This is a genomic window from Planctomycetota bacterium (genome assembly GCA_016125255.1).
Lineage (GTDB): Bacteria > Planctomycetota > Phycisphaerae > Phycisphaerales > Zrk34 > RI-421.
Genome location: WGMD01000009.1, coordinates 53999 through 71963 on the forward strand (window position 1 = coordinate 53999; position 17965 = coordinate 71963).

Below are 17965 nucleotides of genomic sequence, written 5' to 3' on the forward strand. Positions count from 1 at the left end.
TCGCGGCGACCTCAGCGGCGGCGCCACAGAACAAGACCCAACAGCCCCAAACCCGCCGGCAGCGCCGCGGGCGCGGGAATAACGGCGATGAATCGAATCTCGGACAGGCCGACGTCGAAGCTGGTGTTCCGACCGGTGAATGCCGTGTCGACTTCAAATCGCACCCACCGGATCGCCGTGTTCGGCAGCGCCACGCCGATCTGCGTAGCCAGGTCGAATCCGGTGTACGTGTTCAGACCGGACGCTTTGGCCAACACGGCGTTCGCCTTGAGCACGGTCCAGTTGGCTGCGCCCGCGCCTTCGGGATCGCCGGGCGAAGCGACGGAGGAAATATAGATGTCCACCTGATTGATGCCGTTGGCGGTCAGGTTGCCCGGCGCCCCGGTCGTGTTCTGATTCAGGTTCCATACCTGAATCGATTCCAGCACGTAGCCCTGTCCAAAGTCCCACTGAATCCATTCCTGATTCAGCGCCGTGCCGGCGCTGTCGTCGCTGAACCATGCGTGCTGGAAGTTCACATCGTGCTGGTCGCCCGTCAGCCCGCTGCCGTCGATGGTGTGCGCGGCGGATGTGTTGGCGTTGTACTGCGACGAGGCCGAGGCCGTGATGCCGGTGATCACGCCGGCGTTGGCTTGAACGGCGAACAGCGCCGCCAGCGCAAAAGTGTGCATGACATTGACCATTTTCATTGGGAATTCTCCTTTGTCGGGATGCGTCCTGAAGAAGAGCCGGGATCGAGCGATGCCTCACTGGCGTTCGGCGGGAACGATTGGAGTCGGACGTTGTCGAAATCGAAGTAGCCGGCGCCGTTCTGTTTCACGAGGCGAATGATCAGAGGCCGACCGACGCGCGGATCGTCCGGCGGCAACGGTTCGACGGTGACGATCACATCGGTGAATCGTCCGCGCGGACCGGCGGGCGAGCGGGCTTCGACGAAGCCGAGCACCGCGTCGCCGGCGAGCAGTTCGATGCGGTAGCCGGTGGCGGCGACATTCTGCGAGCGATGACCCACCGCGACGCGAAGCACATACTGACGAGCGGACTCGACGAAATAGGGCGTCGTCTGCTCAAGGCCGGCGCGTCCGCCGTTGAAAATGAATCCTGCGTTGGACCCGGACAGGCCCCTGGGTGCGATCGGTTCCGCGCCTTGCGATTCGCCTTCGCCGTATTGCCGCGATCCGGGATTGAACACACCGACCGGCGCGTCGCCGATCAGGTTCCATCCGGCGATCGTCTGTCGCGCGAGAATCTGTCCATCGTCCAGTGACGCATCCTCAAAGTCGGCATTGACCAGCGGCAGATTGATCGGCTCGCCGATGATGCAGCGTCCATCATCAATGAGCATCTGACCGCCCGCCGCGACGATCTGCATCGCCCCGACGCGCGGCTCGATCCGCACGCGCCCCTGCGTGACGTTGACCCAGGAGCGGTGATCTTCGGTGGCGGTGATCTCAAAGCGCGTGCCCAGATCGACGACGCGGCTGCCGTCGGACAATGCGACGCTGAAACCGTGCGCGTTTTCCGGAACGTAGGCCTCTAGCTTGCCGGCGTTGAGGCGGCCCCGGTTGGGGCCGATCATTTCAAACTCGCATGGCCCGGTCAGATCGACGACGGCGGTGGATTTGAACATGAGCTGGGCGCGGCCGGCGGTGAGATGGATCGGCGTGGTGAGGCCTTCGCCAAGGGAGCGCTCGCCGTCGGCGAACTGCGCATCGTTGGAGAGGTCACTGAGGATGGCGTAGCTCGCCGGGGCGGCGGAGTGGGGAGCGGGGAGCTGGGAGTGGGGAGTGGAAGGCAGAAAGTCAAACAGGAGCGAGGCGGCGATGACGATGAGTGCGGCGAGGGCGGCCCGTGCCTTGAAGCTGAACCCTGACCCCTGAACCCTGAACCCTTTTGCGTACCAGACGCTTCGCGGCGAAGCGCCGCTCAGCGTCGGCGTGGGTTTGCTGGGGGTGACTTCCGTAGCGCGCCACGCTGACGGTGAGCCGGCGTCGAGCCGATGCGCCGGGTCGGCGGGGTGCATCAGGCGGGCGATGGCGGCGTGGCGGTGCAGGGCGGTGATGTAGGCACGCGCGGCGGCGCGGTCGCTCAGCACGGCTTTCTCCAGCGCGGCGAGCTGATCGTCGGCGATGCGATCTTCGATGAGCAGTTCGATCAGGTCGTGCGCGGTGAGCGTCATGAGCCGCCTCCCGCGAGTTTGCGCTGCACACAGGCGGCGAGCGCGGCACGGATGCGCGAGAGGGATTTGTAGACGGCGTCGACGCTCGACCCGACGGCGGCGGCGATCGACGGCGTGGTCTGATCGGGCGTATAGCGAAGCTTGAGCAGGTCGCGGTCGGCGGGCTTCAAGCGCTCGATGCACTCGGCGAGCATCTGACGCCGCTCCGCCAGTTCCTGCTCCATCTCGATCGTCTCGTCAGCCACAACCTTGAGAAAATCATCGGAGAATTTCAGGTGCTTGCGGTCGGCGTTGCGACGGAATCGCAGGGTTTCCAGATAGGCGATGCGGCAGGCCCAGGCGTGGAAATTCGTGCCGGGCTCGAAGGTGTCAAACTTCTGCCAGAGCAGAAGGTGCGTCTCCTGAAGCACATCCTCGGCATCGGACCAGTTCGCAAGCATGGCATGAACAAAACCATGCAGGCCCGACTCGTGCCGGGAGAGCAGGCGGAGAAAATCCTGAACGCGGTCGGGGTGGGTCATCACTTAATTACGCGCGCGGGCGGGGGATTTGGACAGGGAAATTTTGAAAAGTTTGGGGTGGGGCGTTGGGCGTGCGGAGTGAAAGGCAAAAAGAAGCCCACGGCGTCGGGCCGTGGGCTTCGGGGGTTGTGAGGTGAGGCGGTCGTTTACTTGAGCGGGATGCCGGCGGCGGGAGCGGGAGCGGGGGCCGGGGCGGCGGCGGCGGGGAGGTACTGCTCGTTGACGGGGGTCATGCCGACGAGGTAGATCTCGACGCGGCGGTTGGGTTCGGCGCCGCTCTTGGTGTTCTGCACGACGGGGCGGTACATGCCGTAGCCGGCGACTTCGGTGCGGACGGGGGCGACGCCGGACGCTTCGATGGCGTCGCGCACGGCGATCGCGCGGTGCACGGACAGGTACCAGTTGTTGGGATGCTTGGCCTTGGTGTCGGGGCGGCTGACGGGGACGGAGTCGGTGTGCCCGACGATGCGGATTTCGTAGCCCTTGGTGGCGGGGTTGTTGAGCAGGGTGCCGAACTTGGCGAGGGTGGCTTTGGCGGCGTCGGAGAGGTCGGCGCTGCCGAGCTTGAAGGTGAGGTCGCTGCGGAACTTGATCATGCCCCTGGCGGCGTCGTACTCGACGAGGTCGGGGTTCTGCGAAGCGAAATCACGCAGGGCCTGGTCCACTTCCGGGGGCAGCATCACGACACCGCCCTTGGCCAGCCCGGCATACTGGGAGCGCAGCTCGTCGAGCTGCTTGAGAAGCTGATCGCGCTCCTCGGTGAGCTGGGCGACACGGGCCTTGTCATCACGCGGCCCCGACTCGAGCAGCTTGATCTGCTGGTTGAGCTCGTCGACGCGGGCCTGGAGCTGCGTGTTCTGCTCAAGGACCTTGCGGTAGGCCTCATTGAGCTGATCGTATTTGCTCTGGGCGACGCAGCCGCCGGTCAGCGAGATCAGGACGGTCAGGAGCAGGGCGTGTAGACTGGTCTTCATGGTTCGATGATCCTTCATTTGTAGATCGGTCCGGACAATCAATGTATCGCAACGGAGCCATAAATCAAATGCACCACCCGTCCGGCGCGGACGATTTTTCGCACGGCGGCGGGGGGATTGGGGAAGGTGTGCGCGTGTACCGGGCGGGCGCGGTGCGGGATGCGGCGGGGCTCGACGCGCAGCCCGGAGCGGTGGCGATCCGAAGCGGGCGCATCGTCCGCGCGGGAACCCCCGATCAAGTGCTCGCCAACGTCGATGCGGATACGCCCATCATCGATTTGCCCGACCGGCTGCTTCTGCCGGGGCTGGTCAATGCGCATGTGCACCTGGACCTGACGCACATGGGTCCGCGCCCTTACGGCGGGGATTTCATCGAATGGGTCCGGATGGTCATGCGCGACCGGGCCACCGACGCCGGGGCGATCGGCGTGTCGGTGCGGCGGGGGATCGACCTGAGCACGGCGGCGGGCGTGCTGACCGTCGGCGACATCGCCGGCAGCCCCGCGGCGCATGAACGATTATCACGCGCACCCCTGCGCGGCGTCAGCTACGTCGAACACCTCGGGCGTCAGCCGGTCGACCGGGCAGCCCGATCGCCGCGCGGTTCGATCAGGCAGGGCATCGAAGCCCACGCCCCCTATTCAACCGGCCCGGCGATCTACGAGGAGGCGGCGGCGAGCGGCCTTCCGATCTGCACGCACCTCGCCGAGACGCCCGCCGAGCTCGAATTCGTCGCCCATGCGACCGGCCCGTTCCGTATGCTGCTCGAATCGATGGGCAAGTGGAACGATGCGATGCTCGAAGATTACGGGCGCGGGCTGCATCCGGTGGCGTGGCTCGCGAGCGTGGCCAAGCCGCAAGCGGCCTGGCTGCTCGCCCACTGCAACTATATAGATGATGTCCACATTGAAATGCTCGCCCAGCGCCCTTGGTCCGTCGCCTACTGTCCGCGCGCGTCCGACTACTTCGGGCACCGTGATCACCGCTACCGCGACATGCTCGCCGCCGGCGTCAATGTCTGCCTCGGCACCGACTCGATCGTCTGTCACGGCTCCCTGAGCATCCTCGACGAGATGCGTCATCTACATCAGCGTGACGCCACCGACCCGCTGACGCTGCTGAAGATGGCGACCGTCAACGGCATGCGCGGACTCGCACTCAACGAGAAAGATGCCGCATTCACGCCCGGCGCCGCGCCCGGACTCATCGCGCTGCGTTACGATGCGAACGATCAAAAGGACCCGCTGCGGCAGATCCTCTCCGCTTTGGACAGGCCTTCGGTGCGCGTGCTCGAAGGTGTCATGTCGTCTTAACGCCGCTGTTGGAGCGGGGCCGACCGCGGATCCGTGAGGATGCGATGATTTTGAAAATTTTAGTTGACGGCGCCAGGCCCGTGTCGCATCATGGCCCTTGAGATTCGCTCGCGCTCTGCTCGTAAAGGCGCGGAATTGCGGCGATATCTGGCGGAGGTTCGTGCGGTGATGAATGTGATCCCCTTGTCTGGCGGCCGGTTTGCACTTGCGTGGTTGCCTATTGCAGCACCTCTGCTCTGCTCCTCAAGCCCCAACGTCGACGCGCTGGCACCCAATCTTTGCGTCCCCGAACCCGCGTTGCTGTCGCTGTTGGCGATCGGCGGGCTGCTGCTTGTCCGACGGCGTGTTGTCGTCAGAAACCGCAAACATCTCTCGACCGGGAGTCTCTCATGATCATCGGTTGCCCTATTCGTGCAGTGTTGTCGGCTTTGCTGCTGGGCGTCGTGATTGCCTCGACCGCAAGGGCTGAGTTGATCCTCAACGCCGACCTCGATCCGTCGCAGATCGGCCCGTTGCCCCTTGGAAACACAGGCATCGCGATCCCGCTGCCGGATTTCACGCTCGACGGCTTGGAGAACTCGATCTCGATCCGTTTCACGCAGGGGAAGGCGTTGCAGGTGAGCGTGCCCGCCGGCACCGACGCGCACGTCGATGTCATTCTGTATGGGTTGACCGATGGGAGCGGCGATGACACGTTGCACGGCCCCGGGTCGCTCTTCCTGTCCGATGCCCAACATCAGCCGCTGCCGGACGCCAGTGGCGTTGCGGGTCACATCGACCGGGTTGACCTGTTGGGCGAGCCGCACCTGTACATCGAAAGCGACCTCCCTGTGGCGGGCTCGGCCGTCTTCACCTTCTACGATGTGCATTTTGTCGGCGGTCAGGCCTTCGATCTCGCCGCAATCACCGGAGCCGTGCTGACCATTCGTTCGGCCGCCACCGTGTCGGGCGATCCGCCGACCGCGGTCGATGGAACCCTCGTCATCGTCGCGGCTCCCGAACCGGCGTCGCTGTCGCTGCTGGCCATCGGCGGGCTGGCGCTCGTATCGAGGCGTCGAACCCACTGATCCGAATAAGTTGATCGATCGATCCAACAGCCACCCCGTGCGGGTGGTTTTTCATTGGCGGCGTCGCGTTGCAATGAGGGGGGGGAACGTCGATGATGTGTTGCTTGTTTTGCATGGAGGTCAGTCATGAAACGCATCGGATACATCGGGTTGGGCATCATGGGTTCGGCGATGGTGGCGAACCTGCTCAAGAAGGGGTTTGAAGTCGTCGTGTGGAACCGGACGAAGAGCCGGGCTGACGCGCTCGTCAAGGCGGGGGCGAAGTGGGCCGAGTCGCCGGCGGCGCTGGCGAAGTTCGTCACGGCCGTTTGCATCAACGTCACCGACACCGCCGACGTCGAGCAGGTCATCTTCGGCGATCGCGGCATCATCGAGGGCAACCCCGGCGATGCGGCGGACTTCGTCATCATCGATCACTCGACGATCAGCCCGGCCGCGACGCGCCAGTTCGCCGCGCGGCTGGCGGAGCAGAGCGTGGCGATGCTCGACGCACCGGTGAGCGGCGGGGACGTCGGCGCCCGCGCGGGGACGCTGTCGATCATGGTCGGCGGCGAGGCAGCGGTGTTCGAGCGATGCAAGCCGATCTTTGAAGCGGTGGGGCGGGCGATCACGCATGTGGGCCCCAGCGGCGCCGGTCAGGCGACCAAGGCATGCAATCAGGTGCTCTGTGCGTTGAACCTTCTGGGCGTCTGCGAGGCGATGGCGCTGGCGCAGCGCGAAGGACTGGACCTCGCCAAGATGCTCGCGGTCACCACGGCCGGAGCGGGCGGGTCGTGGTCGCTGGCCAATCTCGGACCGCAGATCGCCGCCGGCGACATGAACCCCGGCTTCATGATCGACCTCATCAACAAGGACCTGAACATCGTCAAAAACGAGAGCGTAGAACTCGGGCTGCCGATGCCCGGCCTGAACCTCGCGGCCGAGCTGTTCCGGGCGGCGGCGACGATGGGTCATGGTCAAAGCGGCACGCAGGCCATCAGCCGCGTGTTCGAAAAGCTGGGCGACTTTTCCTATGCAAAGGCCTAAAATCGCAGACCGGCCTGACGCACCGGTCGTCCCTCCCTCCGTAAAGGTTTCCCCATTGAATCACATGCGTATCCATCTGCTGATCCTCGCGGCTTGCGGCCTCGCCTTCGTCGGCTGCGACAAGCAGGAAGTCCAACATTACAAGGTCGAACGCCCCAAGGATGAGCCGGCCGCGCATGCGCAAGCGCCCGCGGCGCACCCGGGGGGTGCACCAATGGCCAATGCGCCTTTCGCCAACGGACCGATGCCCGCGGTGCAGAATGTGCCCGGCGTGCAGATGCAGATGCTCGCCGCCATCGTGCCGCATCCGCAGCGCACATGGTTCTTCAAGGCGTTGGGCCCCGCCAGGCAAGTCACCGCCATCGAAGCCGACTTCAAGAAGCTCATCGCCTCGACCAAGTTCACGCCCGACGGCGCTCAAGCAGACTGGACCCTCCCGGCCGGTTGGACGCAGCAGCCCGCATCGGGCATGCGCTTCGCCACGCTGATTCCCCCTTCGACCGGCGGTCCGCCCGTTGACATTTCCGTCACCGCGCTGGGGCCCGCCGCCGGCGATGAAATCTCCAATGTCAATCGCTGGCGCAATCAGGTATCGCTCCCGCCCGTGACGCCCGATGAACTCGCCGCCATCACGCAGACGATCCCCGTCGGCGAACTCAAGGCCTCGTACTTCAACATCCTCGGCCCGGCGCCCGCCGAAGCGCCGAAGCTGCCCGCCTCCGATGCGCCCTTCACCGCGACGACGCCCGACGGCTGGTTCCCGCAGCCCCCGTCGGCCATGCGCCTCGCCTCCTTCGCCGCCGGCGAAGCGGACATTTCCGCCAGCACCCTTCCGCCCGCCGCCGCCGATCCGATCCTCAATGTCAACCGATGGCGCGGCCAGCTCGGCCTCCCGCCGCTCGCGTCCGATGATGAACTCAAAAAGGCCACGCAGACCGTCAAGATCAGCGGGCTCGACGCCATGTACTTCGACATGATCGGCCCCGAATCCGACGGCCCCAACCGCAAGCGCACCATCGCCGCCATGCTCCCCGTCGTCGGACAAGTCTGGTTCTTCAAGATCACCGGCCCCGCCGACGTCGTCGCCGTGCAGAAGAGCGCCTTCGATCAGTGGCTCGCGTCGATCCGGCTTAATGGCGGAGGCGCTCCATGACCCGTTCCGCCGCCAAGGCCGCTCAGTCCGCCGCGCCCGTCGATGCGATGACGCATCCGACCGCCGCGGGGGAAGTGCATGACGTGTCGCTGTGGGAGATCGTCAAGCGGGTGCTCGAACCGCTCGCCTCGCTCAAGCTCACCGTGATCCTTTTCGCGCTGTCCGTCTTCCTCGTCTTCGCCGGCACGCTCGTGCAGGTGGACCACGGCATCTGGACCGTCGTCGACACCTACTTCCGCACCGCCTTCGCCTACATCCGATTCGGCATCTTCTTCCCCCGCTCCTGGGACGTCCCCGGCGGATTCTACTTCCCCGGCGGATGGCTCATCGGCGGCCTCCTGCTCGTCAACATCCTCGCCGCCCACACCGTCCGCTTCACCATCAAAGCCCGCGGCACGCGGCTCTGGCTTGGTCTGCTTGTCCTCGTCCTCGGCGTCACGCTGACCGGCCTCGTACTCGCCGGCGTGTTCCAGCAGGATGTCGCCACCACGAACAACGCCGCCTTCTGGCGCGTCGCGATCCGACTCATCAAAGGCGGCGTGGCGGCGATCGTCCTCATGGTCGCCTGCATCATGCTCTTCAACAAACGCGCCGGCATCGTCCTCCTGCACGGCGGGATCATCCTCATGCTCCTGTCCGAATTGATCACCGGTCTCTTCGCCGTCGAAGGACAGATGCGCATCGAGGAAGGCCACACCGTCAACTACGTTTACCACACCCGCTCCTTCGAGCTGGCCGTCATCCGCCACGAGGACGAAACCACCGACGATGTGCATGCGATTCCGCAGAAGATGCTCACCAGCGGGCATGACATCGTCGTCGACGATCTGCCTTTCGACATCGAAGTCGATCAGTGGATGGCCAACTCGCATATCGACAAGGTGGGCGCGCACGGCGATGAAGCCAACCCCGCCACCGCCGGCTCGGGCCTCGAAGCCGTCGCACATCCCGATGATCCCGTCAGCGGCACGAATCCCGATCAGAACATCGACATCGCCTCCGCCTACATCACCGTCAAGGATCGCAAGACCGGCCAACCCGTCGGCAAATACCTCGTGTCCGGCTGGCTGAGCTTTCAGGACATTCCCCAGCACGTCGACTTCGGCGATCAGCACTATGACCTGTACCTGCGATTCGCCCGGACGTACAAGCCGTACTCCGTTTATCTCGTCGATTTCAACCATGAAACCTACATCGGCACCAACACGCCCAAGGACTTTTCGAGCGTGGTGCGATTGATGGACTCGACCCGCGGCGTGGACCGGCAGGTGAAGATCTGGATGAACAACCCGCTGCGCTATCAGGGCGAGACGTTCTACCAGTCGTCGTTTGAGCCGGGCGACCGCGTGACGATTCTGCAGGTGGTCAAGAACGCGGGGTGGATGGTGCCGTATGTGGCGTGCATGATCGTCGGCACGGGCATGGCGGTGCATTTCGGGATGAACCTGCTGAGCTTCCTTCGCAGGAGGGCCAAGGCATGAATAAGTCGATGGCATGGTTCGCGGCGATCGTGACGGCGGTGCTGGGCGCGGCCTATTTGATCAGCGTCGCCGTGCCGCCCACGGACGAAATCGGCACGATGGACGTGCAGGCGTTCGGCAAGCTGCCGATGGTCTACGGCGGGCGCGTCAAGCCGTTCGACACCTTCGCCCGCAACAGTCTGACGATCATCTCCGACCGCCAGACATGGCGCGACGAAAATGACAAGGAACAGCCGGCGATCACGTGGCTGCTGAACATCATGTCGCAGTCGGAGGCGGGTTTCTCCGCCAAGGTCTTCCGCGTCGAGAACCCGCAGGTGCTCGAGGTGATGGGGCTGGAGTCGCGTCCGGGATTCCGTTACAGCGTTCAGGAGTTCGCCCCGAAGATCGCCGAGCTCGACAAGCAGGGCAACCGGGCGCACGCGCTGGAGGACGCACAGCGCGATGCGTTCGACAAGCAGATTCTCGAATTCGCGGATCACGTGCAGTTGTTTTCGCGCATCGTCGAGTCCAGCCGCACGCCCCCGATTCAGTCTGCGGCGGATTTGCAGCCGATGATGGCGCGGCTTACGCAGCTCGAGCAGTTTCCCTTGCCGCTGACGATCCCGCCGCGGGACGCCAAGGAGAAGTGGAAGCCGTTCATGCGGGCGTCGCTGGAGTCGATGCTGGCGAGCGATCCGGATCTGCGGGCGCGGCTGTCGATGGCGGCGCCGAATCCGTATACGCAGTCGCTGGCGACGATCATCGACGCATGGGGCCGGGGCGATGTGGCGACGTTCAACAGCGAAGTCAAAAACTGCCAGCGGCTCGCCAAGTCGTGGTTCCCCGCCGACCGCATCGGCAAACTGAGCTACGAGACGTTCTTCAACCACTTCGAGCCGTTCTATCAGTGCGCGGTGCTGTATGTGGTTGCGCTGGTGCTGGTGTGTTTCGCGTGGCTGGTCTGGGGCGACGTGCTCAACAAGGCGGCGCTCGGGTTAATCGTCGTGACGCTCATCGGGCACACCTTCGCGCTGGGCTCGCGCATCTACATCAGCGGGTATCCGCCGATCACGAACCTCTACGGCACGGCGATTTTCATCGGCTGGGGCTGCGTCCTTCTGGGCGTGCTGCTGGAGTTCCTGTACCCAATCGGCGTGGGCAATCTCGTCGCCGCGGTGATCGGGTTCACGACGCTGCTCATCGCGCATTTCCTCTCGCTCGACGGCGACACGCTTCAGATGATGCAGGCCGTGCTCGACACGAAATTCTGGCTCGCCACGCACGTGATCATCATCAACCTCGGCTACGTGGCGACCTACCTCGCCGGGTTCATCGCGATGGTCTACATCATCCGCGGCACGCTCACCGCGACGATCGACAAGAACCTCGAAAAGATCTTCACGCGCATGATCTACGGCGTCGTCTGCTTCGCGCTGCTCAACAGCTTCGTCGGCACGGTGCTGGGCGGACTGTGGGCCGATGATTCATGGGGCCGATTCTGGGGTTGGGACCCCAAGGAAAACGGGGCGCTGATCATCGTGCTGTGGAACGCTTTGATTCTGCACGCCCGTTGGGGCGGCATGGTCAAATCGCGTGGCCTGGCCGTGCTCGCCGTCATGGGCAATATCGTCACAAGCTGGTCATGGTTCGGCGTCAACCAGCTCGGCGTGGGCCTGCACAGCTACGGCTTCATCAGCTCCGTCGCCTTCTGGCTCATCGTCTTCGTGTGCAGCCAGCTTGTCATCATCGCCCTGGGCCTGATGCCGCGCCATCTTTGGCGGAGTTTCGCGGAGTCGCGCGACGAGCCGAAGGGCGATGTGGTGATGTTGCGCAATATGTAAACTCCCCGCCCTTGAGGGCGGGGCGGGGGGCGGGTGAGGCGCATCAGTATGAGCGCATCACGATTCGCGGCGCGCATCGTTGCGTTGCATCATTTGACTGACACGATTCACCCCCACCCAGCCCTCCCCCTCGGAGGGGGAGGGTGTCGCGGCGGTATCATGTCGGCATGAGAGGCGCATCGCGCACAAGTGAACGACTCGGTCGGCGGTTTTTTCGGCGGGATGCCGAGTCGTTGGCGATCGCGCTGCTGGGGCAGGTGTTGGTGCGCGTGCTCGAGTCGGGCGAGGTGATGGCGGGGCGGATCGTCGAGACGGAGGCGTATCTCGGCGTCATCGACCGGGCGGCGCATACGTTCGGCGGGCGGCGCACGGCGCGCAATGAGAGCATGTACCTCGATGCCGGTCATGCGTATGTGTACTTCACGTACGGCATGCACTACTGCGTGAACATCACCGCGGACGCGGCGGAGGTTCCGACGGCCTGCCTGATCCGTGCGCTGGAGCCGATCGAGGGTGTCGAGTTGATGCGCGAGCGGCGGGGCGGCCGCGCAGATGGCGAGCTTTGCTCGGGTCCGGCGAAGCTCACGCAGGCGATGAACATCGATCGTTCGCTCGATGGGATCGACCTCGTGTCGGACCCGCGACTTTACCTGCGGCGGGGGCGACTGGCGGGGAACGAGGAAATTATTCGCTCCAAGCGCATCGGCGTGGGATATGCTAAAGACTGGGCGGACAAGATGTTGCGATTCTACGTCCGGGGAAACCCGCATGTGAGCCGGAAATAGATTTACGTTTCGTCCACGCAGGTTATACTGGTTGCGGAAGTTTTGAGGGGCTCGTCTGTCAGCGGGAGAGACGATGCTGAGTGTGCATAGAGATGATCGGCCGCGCGGAGAGTGTCGGCCGGTTGTGAGCGGAGACGGTCATGTCGCATGATTATTATCAGGTGTTGGGCGTCGAGCGGACCGAGCCGGAAATCACCATTACGCGTGCGTACCGCACACTGCTGAAGCGGTATCGACCGGAGCAGGGCGAAGGCGATGCGCGGGCACTGAGGCAGATCGAACAGGCGTACGGCGTGCTGACGCAGCCGCATCTGCGCACCAGTTATGACCGGGCGCTGATGGACATCACCGAAGCGCGTCCGGTCACAAGCGACGACATCTATCAGATGCTCTCGCTGACGTTCGATCAGGCGGCTTTGGGCGGTCGCGTATCGGTGGAGCGGCTCGCACCGACCGGGCCGGACCGCGTCGAGGTGCGCGTGCCGCGCGGGATCGAGGAAGGCACGCTGCTTCGCATTCCGGGCATGGGTCTGCGCAAGGCGCCGGGCGAACATGCCGGCGATTTGATCCTGCTGGTGAACGTCAAGGCCCATCCGCGCCTCAAGCGCGACGGGCTGGATCTGTATATGGATGTGACCGTGCCGACGGACGTCGCCAAGCGCGGCGGCCGTGTCCGGGCGGGCACGCTCGAAGGCGAACTGGAGCTCAACGTACCGCGCGGCACGCAGGGCGGAGAAAAACTGCTTGTCCGTCGGGCGGGGCTCGTTGATGAAGAAGGGCGGCGTGGCGATCTGTATGCGATTGTGCGGCTCTCGATGCCGGAGCTGGAGGAAACTCCGCCAGCGGAGCCGACGATCGACACGCAGCGCACCGCCGCCGCCGATGCGGTCGAACTGACCCAGTCCCTGCGCCTGCGGCTCGATCAGCTCGACCGCGAGTCGGTCGAGATCGAGCACCGCCGCAAGGTCACGATCAACTGGGAAAAGCAGATCGCGGTCAAACAGGCGACGCTCGACGCGATGGCGACACGCCTGACCGCGCGTGCGTCGCGGCTCAAGGCGTATCGGCAGGCGATCGCCGACCGGGCCGCTTCGCCCGCCACGGAAGCGGACGCTTCGCACATGATCGCGGAACATCAGCGTGTCGAGATCGAGCTGCGCGAGTTGACGCGGCAGCGCGAGTCGCTGGCCAATGAGCAGGCGGGGCTGGAAACGGTGCGCCGCTCGCTCGATGATGCCCGGGAGAAGCTTGAAGCCGACGTCGCCAAGCTCGTTTCGGGCCGGCAGAAGCTCGAAGCGGACATGGCGGCGCTGCTGCTGGAGCGCGTCGAATTGACGACGGCGCAGGACCATTGGCGGCGTCAGAAGGCCGACGAAGCAGCGGCGATCGCGGACGAACGGCAGACCATCGCTGGCGAACGCGAAGCGGTGTCGACGGAGCGCGCGGCCCTCAAGGAGCGCCTCGACGCTCATCAGATCGCCATGGCGCACGAGCATCAGGCGATCGCCGAGCAGCGCACCGCGCTTCAGACCCGCACGCAGGAACTGGACGAGCGCGAAGCGGAACTGACCGGCCGGCTGACGCATCTGGAGCAGCGGCAGGCGACGCTGGCGCGGCATCAGGCGGAACTGGACGCGGAAGCGGAGCGGCTCGCCAAGCTCGAAGGCGCGGCGCCGGTCGATGATGAAACGCTGATCGAACAGCGGCTGCGCATCGAACGTCTGACGCGCGAGCTTGAGGAAGCATTGGAAACCGTCGCGGCGGAGCGCACGGAAAAAGAGGAACTGTGCCGGCGGATCGCGGCGGAGCGGACGGCGATCGCGGCGCAGCAGGACAAGGTTCGCTCGACGACGGCGAAGCTCGAGCAGCGCCGCCGCCGGCTGGTGAAGATGCGCGGCCTGCTCAAGCAGCGGGCGGCGATGCAGGCGAAGATCGTCGCCACCGAAGCCCCGGCGTCGATCGTGTTGCCGACGCCCGTTGCTCCTGCGGCCTGCCTCTCGGCGACGCAGACGACGCTCGTCGTCTACGGACCGCAGGGTTCGCAGCGCCCCGTTCCGCTCAGCGACGCCTGCACGCTCATCGGACGCGAATCGCACTGCCGGCTCCGCGTCCCCGTCAGCACCGTCTCCCGCGAGCATTGTCACATCATCGAGCGGGTCGACGGACTGTGGCTCCGCGACCTGGGCTCCAAGAACGGCACTTTCCACAACGGCCGCCCCGTCTCCGAAGCCAAACTTCACGACGGCGACAGCATCAGCGTCGGCCCCGTCCACTTCTCCGTGACCGTCGCCGAGTGATGCACAACCCCATGAAATGACAAGGCGGGGTGACTTCAGTCACCCCGCTTTTTCTTTTGAAATATCATCACGTTCACAATTCCCCGATGTCCTCGTTCCAAAGCTCCGGCCGCTCGGCGATGAACTTCCGCATCATCTCGATGCACTCTTCATCGCCAAGATCGACGACTTCGACGCCGTGCTGTTTCATGAACTCCGGTCCGCCGGGGAACGTGACGGACTCGCCGACGATGACCTTCGGCACGGCGAACTGCACGACGGCCCCGCTGCAAAGATAGCAGGGCATCAGCGTCGAGTAGAGCACGGTGTCGCGATAGGAGCCGATGCGGCCGGCGTTGCGGAGACAGTCGATCTCGGCATGCGTGATCGGGTCGCCGTCCTGAACACGCTTGTTGTGGCCCCGCCCGATAATTTGCCCGTCACGGACCAGTACGGAGCCGATCGGAATACCGCCCTCGGCCAGTCCCTTGCGGGCTTCTTCGATGGCCGCCGCCATGAACGGGTCTTGACTCATGGCGTCGCATCATACTCGAAAACCACGACCGCGGGGCCTATGCTTACGCGTCCCAATGGGGTATTTTTATGGCCGAAATGGAACCCAAGAGTCTCCAGGAAATCGCCGCAGCCACGCGCTACCCGCTCGACGCTTTCCACTTCATCCGACGCGGCCTGGACTTCACCGTCCACCGCATCCACGAAAACCCTGAAGCCCTCACCGAGCAGCAGCGACACGTCACCGGTCGCCAACTCTCCGAAGGCCTCCGCGATTTCGCCATCGACCAATACGGCCTGCTCGCCCGCACCGTGCTGGCGCGATGGAACATTCACCGCACCGAGGACTTCGGACAGGTCGTCTTCGCCATGGTCGAAGGCGGACTCATGCAGGCCACCGAGTCCGACTCCGTCCGCGACTTTGACGGCATCTTTCCTTTCGACGCCGCATTCCAACTTCAGGTCTCCGTCGACGGCGTGCCGGCCGAGGGCTTCGAGCCCGATCCGGTGCAGCAGGGTTGATCCGTTTTGCCGCAGCGAACTGAACCGCCAATCCGACCCTGGCCGGATCGCCACCTCTGGCAGATCAAGCCCGTGCGCGACCTGATCTGGATCGCCGCCGTCGTCTTTTTCATCTGGTTCGGCTACGAGCTGAGCGCCATCTTCACGCCCGTCCTCGTCGCTCTCGCCCTCGCCTATCTGTTTCATCCGATCATCACGCTCGCTGAGCGCCGATGGAATATGCCGCGCCCGGCGACGATCGCCGTCATCCTCGCCGTGATGATCCTCGGCGGCGTGGGGTTCATGGCCTGGCTCGCGCCCAAGTTCATCAACCAGCTCGTCCAGTTCGTCCACGATGCGCCCCGCTACGCGCAGATACTTTCCGATCGTTACAACATCGACGTGCGCGAGCAGGTGCGCCAGTTCGCCGAGGAAGTCGGCAAGGATCCCCGCGCGTTTCTGGCGGACAAGGCCATGCTCCTGTTCACCGGCACCGGGCACGCCGTCGACGTCGTCGGCCGCGTGCTCGGAACGACGACCTACATCGTCGTCACGCTCCTGCTCATCCCGCTGTACTTCTTTTTCTTCGCATGGCAGTTCGGCCCGCTCGTCGGGTATTTCGAGCAGTTTCTGCCGGCCTCGCGCCGCCAGCGCATTCTCGATATCCTCGGACGCATGGACAAAACCGTGGCGACGTTCTTCCGTGCCCGCGTCACGATCGCCATCATCATGGGCGTGCTGTTCTCCGTCGGATGGTGGTGGTTCGGCGTGCCGTACTGGTTCCTGCTGGGCATGGGCAGCGGGCTTTTGAGTCTGATTCCCTACGCGTCGGCGATCGGCTGGCCGCTCGCCGTCATTCTCAAGTGGCTCGCGGTCACGAGCGGCGACGACGCGGCGGGCTTCGATATGTGGGTGGTGATGGTCTGGCCCAGCGTCGTGTACATCGTCGTGCAGATGCTCGAAGCGTGGGTGCTTACGCCGTGGATTCAGGGCCAGAGTCTGGAAATGTCGATGGTCACGATCCTCATCGCCGTGTTCGTCGGCGGGGCGGTCGGCGGGCTGTACGGGCTGCTCTTGTGTATTCCGATCGTGGCGTGCGGCAAGATTCTGATGGTCGAAGTCGTCCTGCCGCGGATGCGGACGTGGGCGGCGGAGAACTGACAATTCCGTTATCATCGGGGCATGAACCCACGCGCTCAAATCGCCCGTCAGGCCGCCGACGCTCTTAAGCAATTCGCCGCACGCATGACCCAATCGCCCGTCGCCATCGGGTTCGACGGATTCGTCGATTCGATCATGGCCGTCGTCGATCAGCGCACCGACGCCGATCACTACACGCCCTTCGCCACCATCGACGCCTTCGGCAAACGCGTCCTCGCCGCCGCCGGTCAAAGCTCCAACTACGAACTGGTCACCAAGCTTCAGAAGCTCGGCGGCAACGGGCCGATCATGGCCAACGCCATGGCGACCATCGGCTTCCCCGTGACCTACATCGGCAACGTCGGCTACCCCGCCGTGCACCCGGCCTTCGAGCCGCTCGCCGAAAAGGCGACGTGCATCAGCTTCGCCGAGCCCGGCTACACCGATGCGCTCGAGTTCACCGACGGCAAGCTCATGATGGGCAAGCACAGCTCGCTCAAGGACGTCAACGCCGAGCAGCTTCGCCAGGTCGTCGGCGACGATCGTCTGCGCGACATCATGGGCAAGTCCGTGCTCATCGGCATGGTCAACTGGGCCATGCTCACCCGCCTCAACGAAATCTGGAACTACATGCTCGCGGATGTCCTGCCGAAGGTCGCCGGTCGGCGATGGGTCTTCATCGATCTGACCGACCCCGAGAAGCGCACGCGCGATGACCTCCGCGGCGCACTTCAACTCTGCGGTAAATTTCAGAAATACGCCGACACCATCCTCGGCTGCAACCTCAAGGAATCCACGCAGGTCGCCCAGGTCCTCGGCATCGACGTCGGCTCCGACCCCGAAGCGAACATCGTCAAGACCGCCGGTGCGATCCGCGAAAAAGTCGGCCTGCACACCGTCGTGATCCATCCGCGCGCCGGCGCCGCCGCCGCGACCATCAATGGCGACGCCGCCTATTTCGCCGGCCCACTGGTGAAGGAACCCAAGCTCTCCACCGGCGCCGGCGACAACTTCAACGCCGGGTTCTGCACCGCCATGATCGCCGGCCTCCCCATCGAACAAGCCCTCTGCGTCGGCACCGCCACCAGCGGCTCCTACGTCCGCAACGCCGCCAGCCCCACCCTCGCCGACCTCGCCGCCTTCTGCCAAAACCTCCCCGACCCCCAATGACCCCCGCCCGAAAGCTCAGGCATCGCCATGCCTCAGCTTTCCT

17 protein-coding genes are annotated in these 17965 nt (G+C 64.6%); 12 read left to right on the plus strand and 5 right to left on the minus strand.

The genetic code is table 11. The features are described from left to right. Positions 1 to 11: 11 nt before the first annotated feature. The 4 genes from GC162_08940 to GC162_08955 all read right to left on the minus strand — a co-directional run bounded on the left by GC162_08940 (position 12) and on the right by GC162_08955 (position 3692). Complete coding sequence (locus GC162_08940; GenBank protein ID MBI1368762.1) at positions 12 to 689, minus strand: hypothetical protein; 678 nt, start codon at positions 687 to 689, stop codon at positions 12 to 14. Then, positions 686 to 2179, minus strand: a complete 1494-nt coding sequence (locus GC162_08945; GenBank protein MBI1368763.1) for a hypothetical protein — start codon at positions 2177 to 2179, stop codon at positions 686 to 688. The genes GC162_08940 and GC162_08945 overlap by 4 nt, the downstream gene beginning before the upstream one ends. After that, complete coding sequence (locus GC162_08950; GenBank protein MBI1368764.1) at positions 2176 to 2700, minus strand: sigma-70 family RNA polymerase sigma factor; 525 nt, start codon at positions 2698 to 2700, stop codon at positions 2176 to 2178. The genes GC162_08945 and GC162_08950 overlap by 4 nt, the downstream gene beginning before the upstream one ends. Positions 2701 to 2846: 146 nt before the next feature. After that, a complete protein-coding gene (locus GC162_08955) occupies positions 2847 to 3692 on the minus strand; it encodes an OmpA family protein (protein ID MBI1368765.1) in 846 nt (281 codons plus the stop codon). Between the two features lie 23 nt (positions 3693 to 3715). Here GC162_08955 and GC162_08960 point away from each other — a divergent pair, with 23 nt between their 5' ends. From GC162_08960 to GC162_09000, 9 genes are all read left to right on the plus strand, one after another. Next, positions 3716 to 4987: an amidohydrolase family protein gene (locus GC162_08960; GenBank protein MBI1368766.1), complete on the plus strand. Its 1272-nt coding sequence runs from the start codon at positions 3716 to 3718 to the stop codon at positions 4985 to 4987. A 90-nt stretch (positions 4988 to 5077) separates the two neighbouring features. Further along, positions 5078 to 5380 carry a PEP-CTERM sorting domain-containing protein gene (locus tag GC162_08965; GenBank protein MBI1368767.1) on the plus strand — a complete coding sequence of 101 codons (303 nt, stop codon included), beginning with the start codon at positions 5078 to 5080 and terminating at the stop codon, positions 5378 to 5380. Then, a complete protein-coding gene (locus GC162_08970; protein ID MBI1368768.1) occupies positions 5377 to 6054 on the plus strand; it encodes a PEP-CTERM sorting domain-containing protein in 678 nt (225 codons plus the stop codon). The genes GC162_08965 and GC162_08970 overlap by 4 nt, the downstream gene beginning before the upstream one ends. A 126-nt stretch (positions 6055 to 6180) precedes the next feature. Continuing rightward, complete coding sequence (locus GC162_08975; protein ID MBI1368769.1) at positions 6181 to 7080, plus strand: NAD-binding protein; 900 nt, start codon at positions 6181 to 6183, stop codon at positions 7078 to 7080. Positions 7081 to 7144: 64 nt separating this feature from the next. Next, entirely contained in the window at positions 7145 to 8233 is a 1089-nt protein-coding gene (locus GC162_08980) for a hypothetical protein (GenBank protein MBI1368770.1), read from the plus strand. After that, a complete protein-coding gene (locus GC162_08985) occupies positions 8230 to 9714 on the plus strand; it encodes a hypothetical protein (GenBank protein MBI1368771.1) in 1485 nt (494 codons plus the stop codon). Before GC162_08980 ends, GC162_08985 begins: the two co-directional genes overlap by 4 nt. Before the next feature lie 329 nt (positions 9715 to 10043). Continuing rightward, positions 10044 to 11537 carry a hypothetical protein gene (locus GC162_08990; protein ID MBI1368772.1) on the plus strand — a complete coding sequence of 498 codons (1494 nt, stop codon included), beginning with the start codon at positions 10044 to 10046 and terminating at the stop codon, positions 11535 to 11537. 167 nt (positions 11538 to 11704) lie between these two features. Beyond that, complete coding sequence (locus GC162_08995) at positions 11705 to 12322, plus strand: DNA-3-methyladenine glycosylase (GenBank protein ID MBI1368773.1); 618 nt, start codon at positions 11705 to 11707, stop codon at positions 12320 to 12322. A gap of 140 nt (positions 12323 to 12462) precedes the next feature. Then, a complete protein-coding gene (locus GC162_09000; GenBank protein ID MBI1368774.1) occupies positions 12463 to 14619 on the plus strand; it encodes an FHA domain-containing protein in 2157 nt (718 codons plus the stop codon). Between the two features lie 73 nt (positions 14620 to 14692). Here the strand turns inward: GC162_09000 and GC162_09005 are convergent, their stop codons facing one another. After that, the gene (locus tag GC162_09005; protein MBI1368775.1) at positions 14693 to 15133 is read right to left on the minus strand and encodes a nucleoside deaminase; all 441 of its coding nucleotides are present in this window, start codon (positions 15131 to 15133) and stop codon (positions 14693 to 14695) included. 68 nt (positions 15134 to 15201) lie between these two features. Between GC162_09005 and GC162_09010 the strand changes: the two genes are divergently transcribed. The 3 genes from GC162_09010 to GC162_09020 are packed head-to-tail and all read left to right on the plus strand — an operon-like array spanning position 15202 to position 17922. Continuing rightward, positions 15202 to 15633, plus strand: coding sequence for a hypothetical protein (locus GC162_09010; GenBank protein MBI1368776.1), 432 nt, complete (start codon positions 15202 to 15204; stop codon positions 15631 to 15633). Between the two features lie 6 nt (positions 15634 to 15639). Continuing rightward, positions 15640 to 16773 carry an AI-2E family transporter gene (locus GC162_09015; GenBank protein MBI1368777.1) on the plus strand — a complete coding sequence of 378 codons (1134 nt, stop codon included), beginning with the start codon at positions 15640 to 15642 and terminating at the stop codon, positions 16771 to 16773. A 21-nt stretch (positions 16774 to 16794) separates the two neighbouring features. Then, positions 16795 to 17922, plus strand: coding sequence for a carbohydrate kinase family protein (locus GC162_09020; GenBank protein MBI1368778.1), 1128 nt, complete (start codon positions 16795 to 16797; stop codon positions 17920 to 17922). Positions 17923 to 17965: the final 43 nt, after the last annotated feature.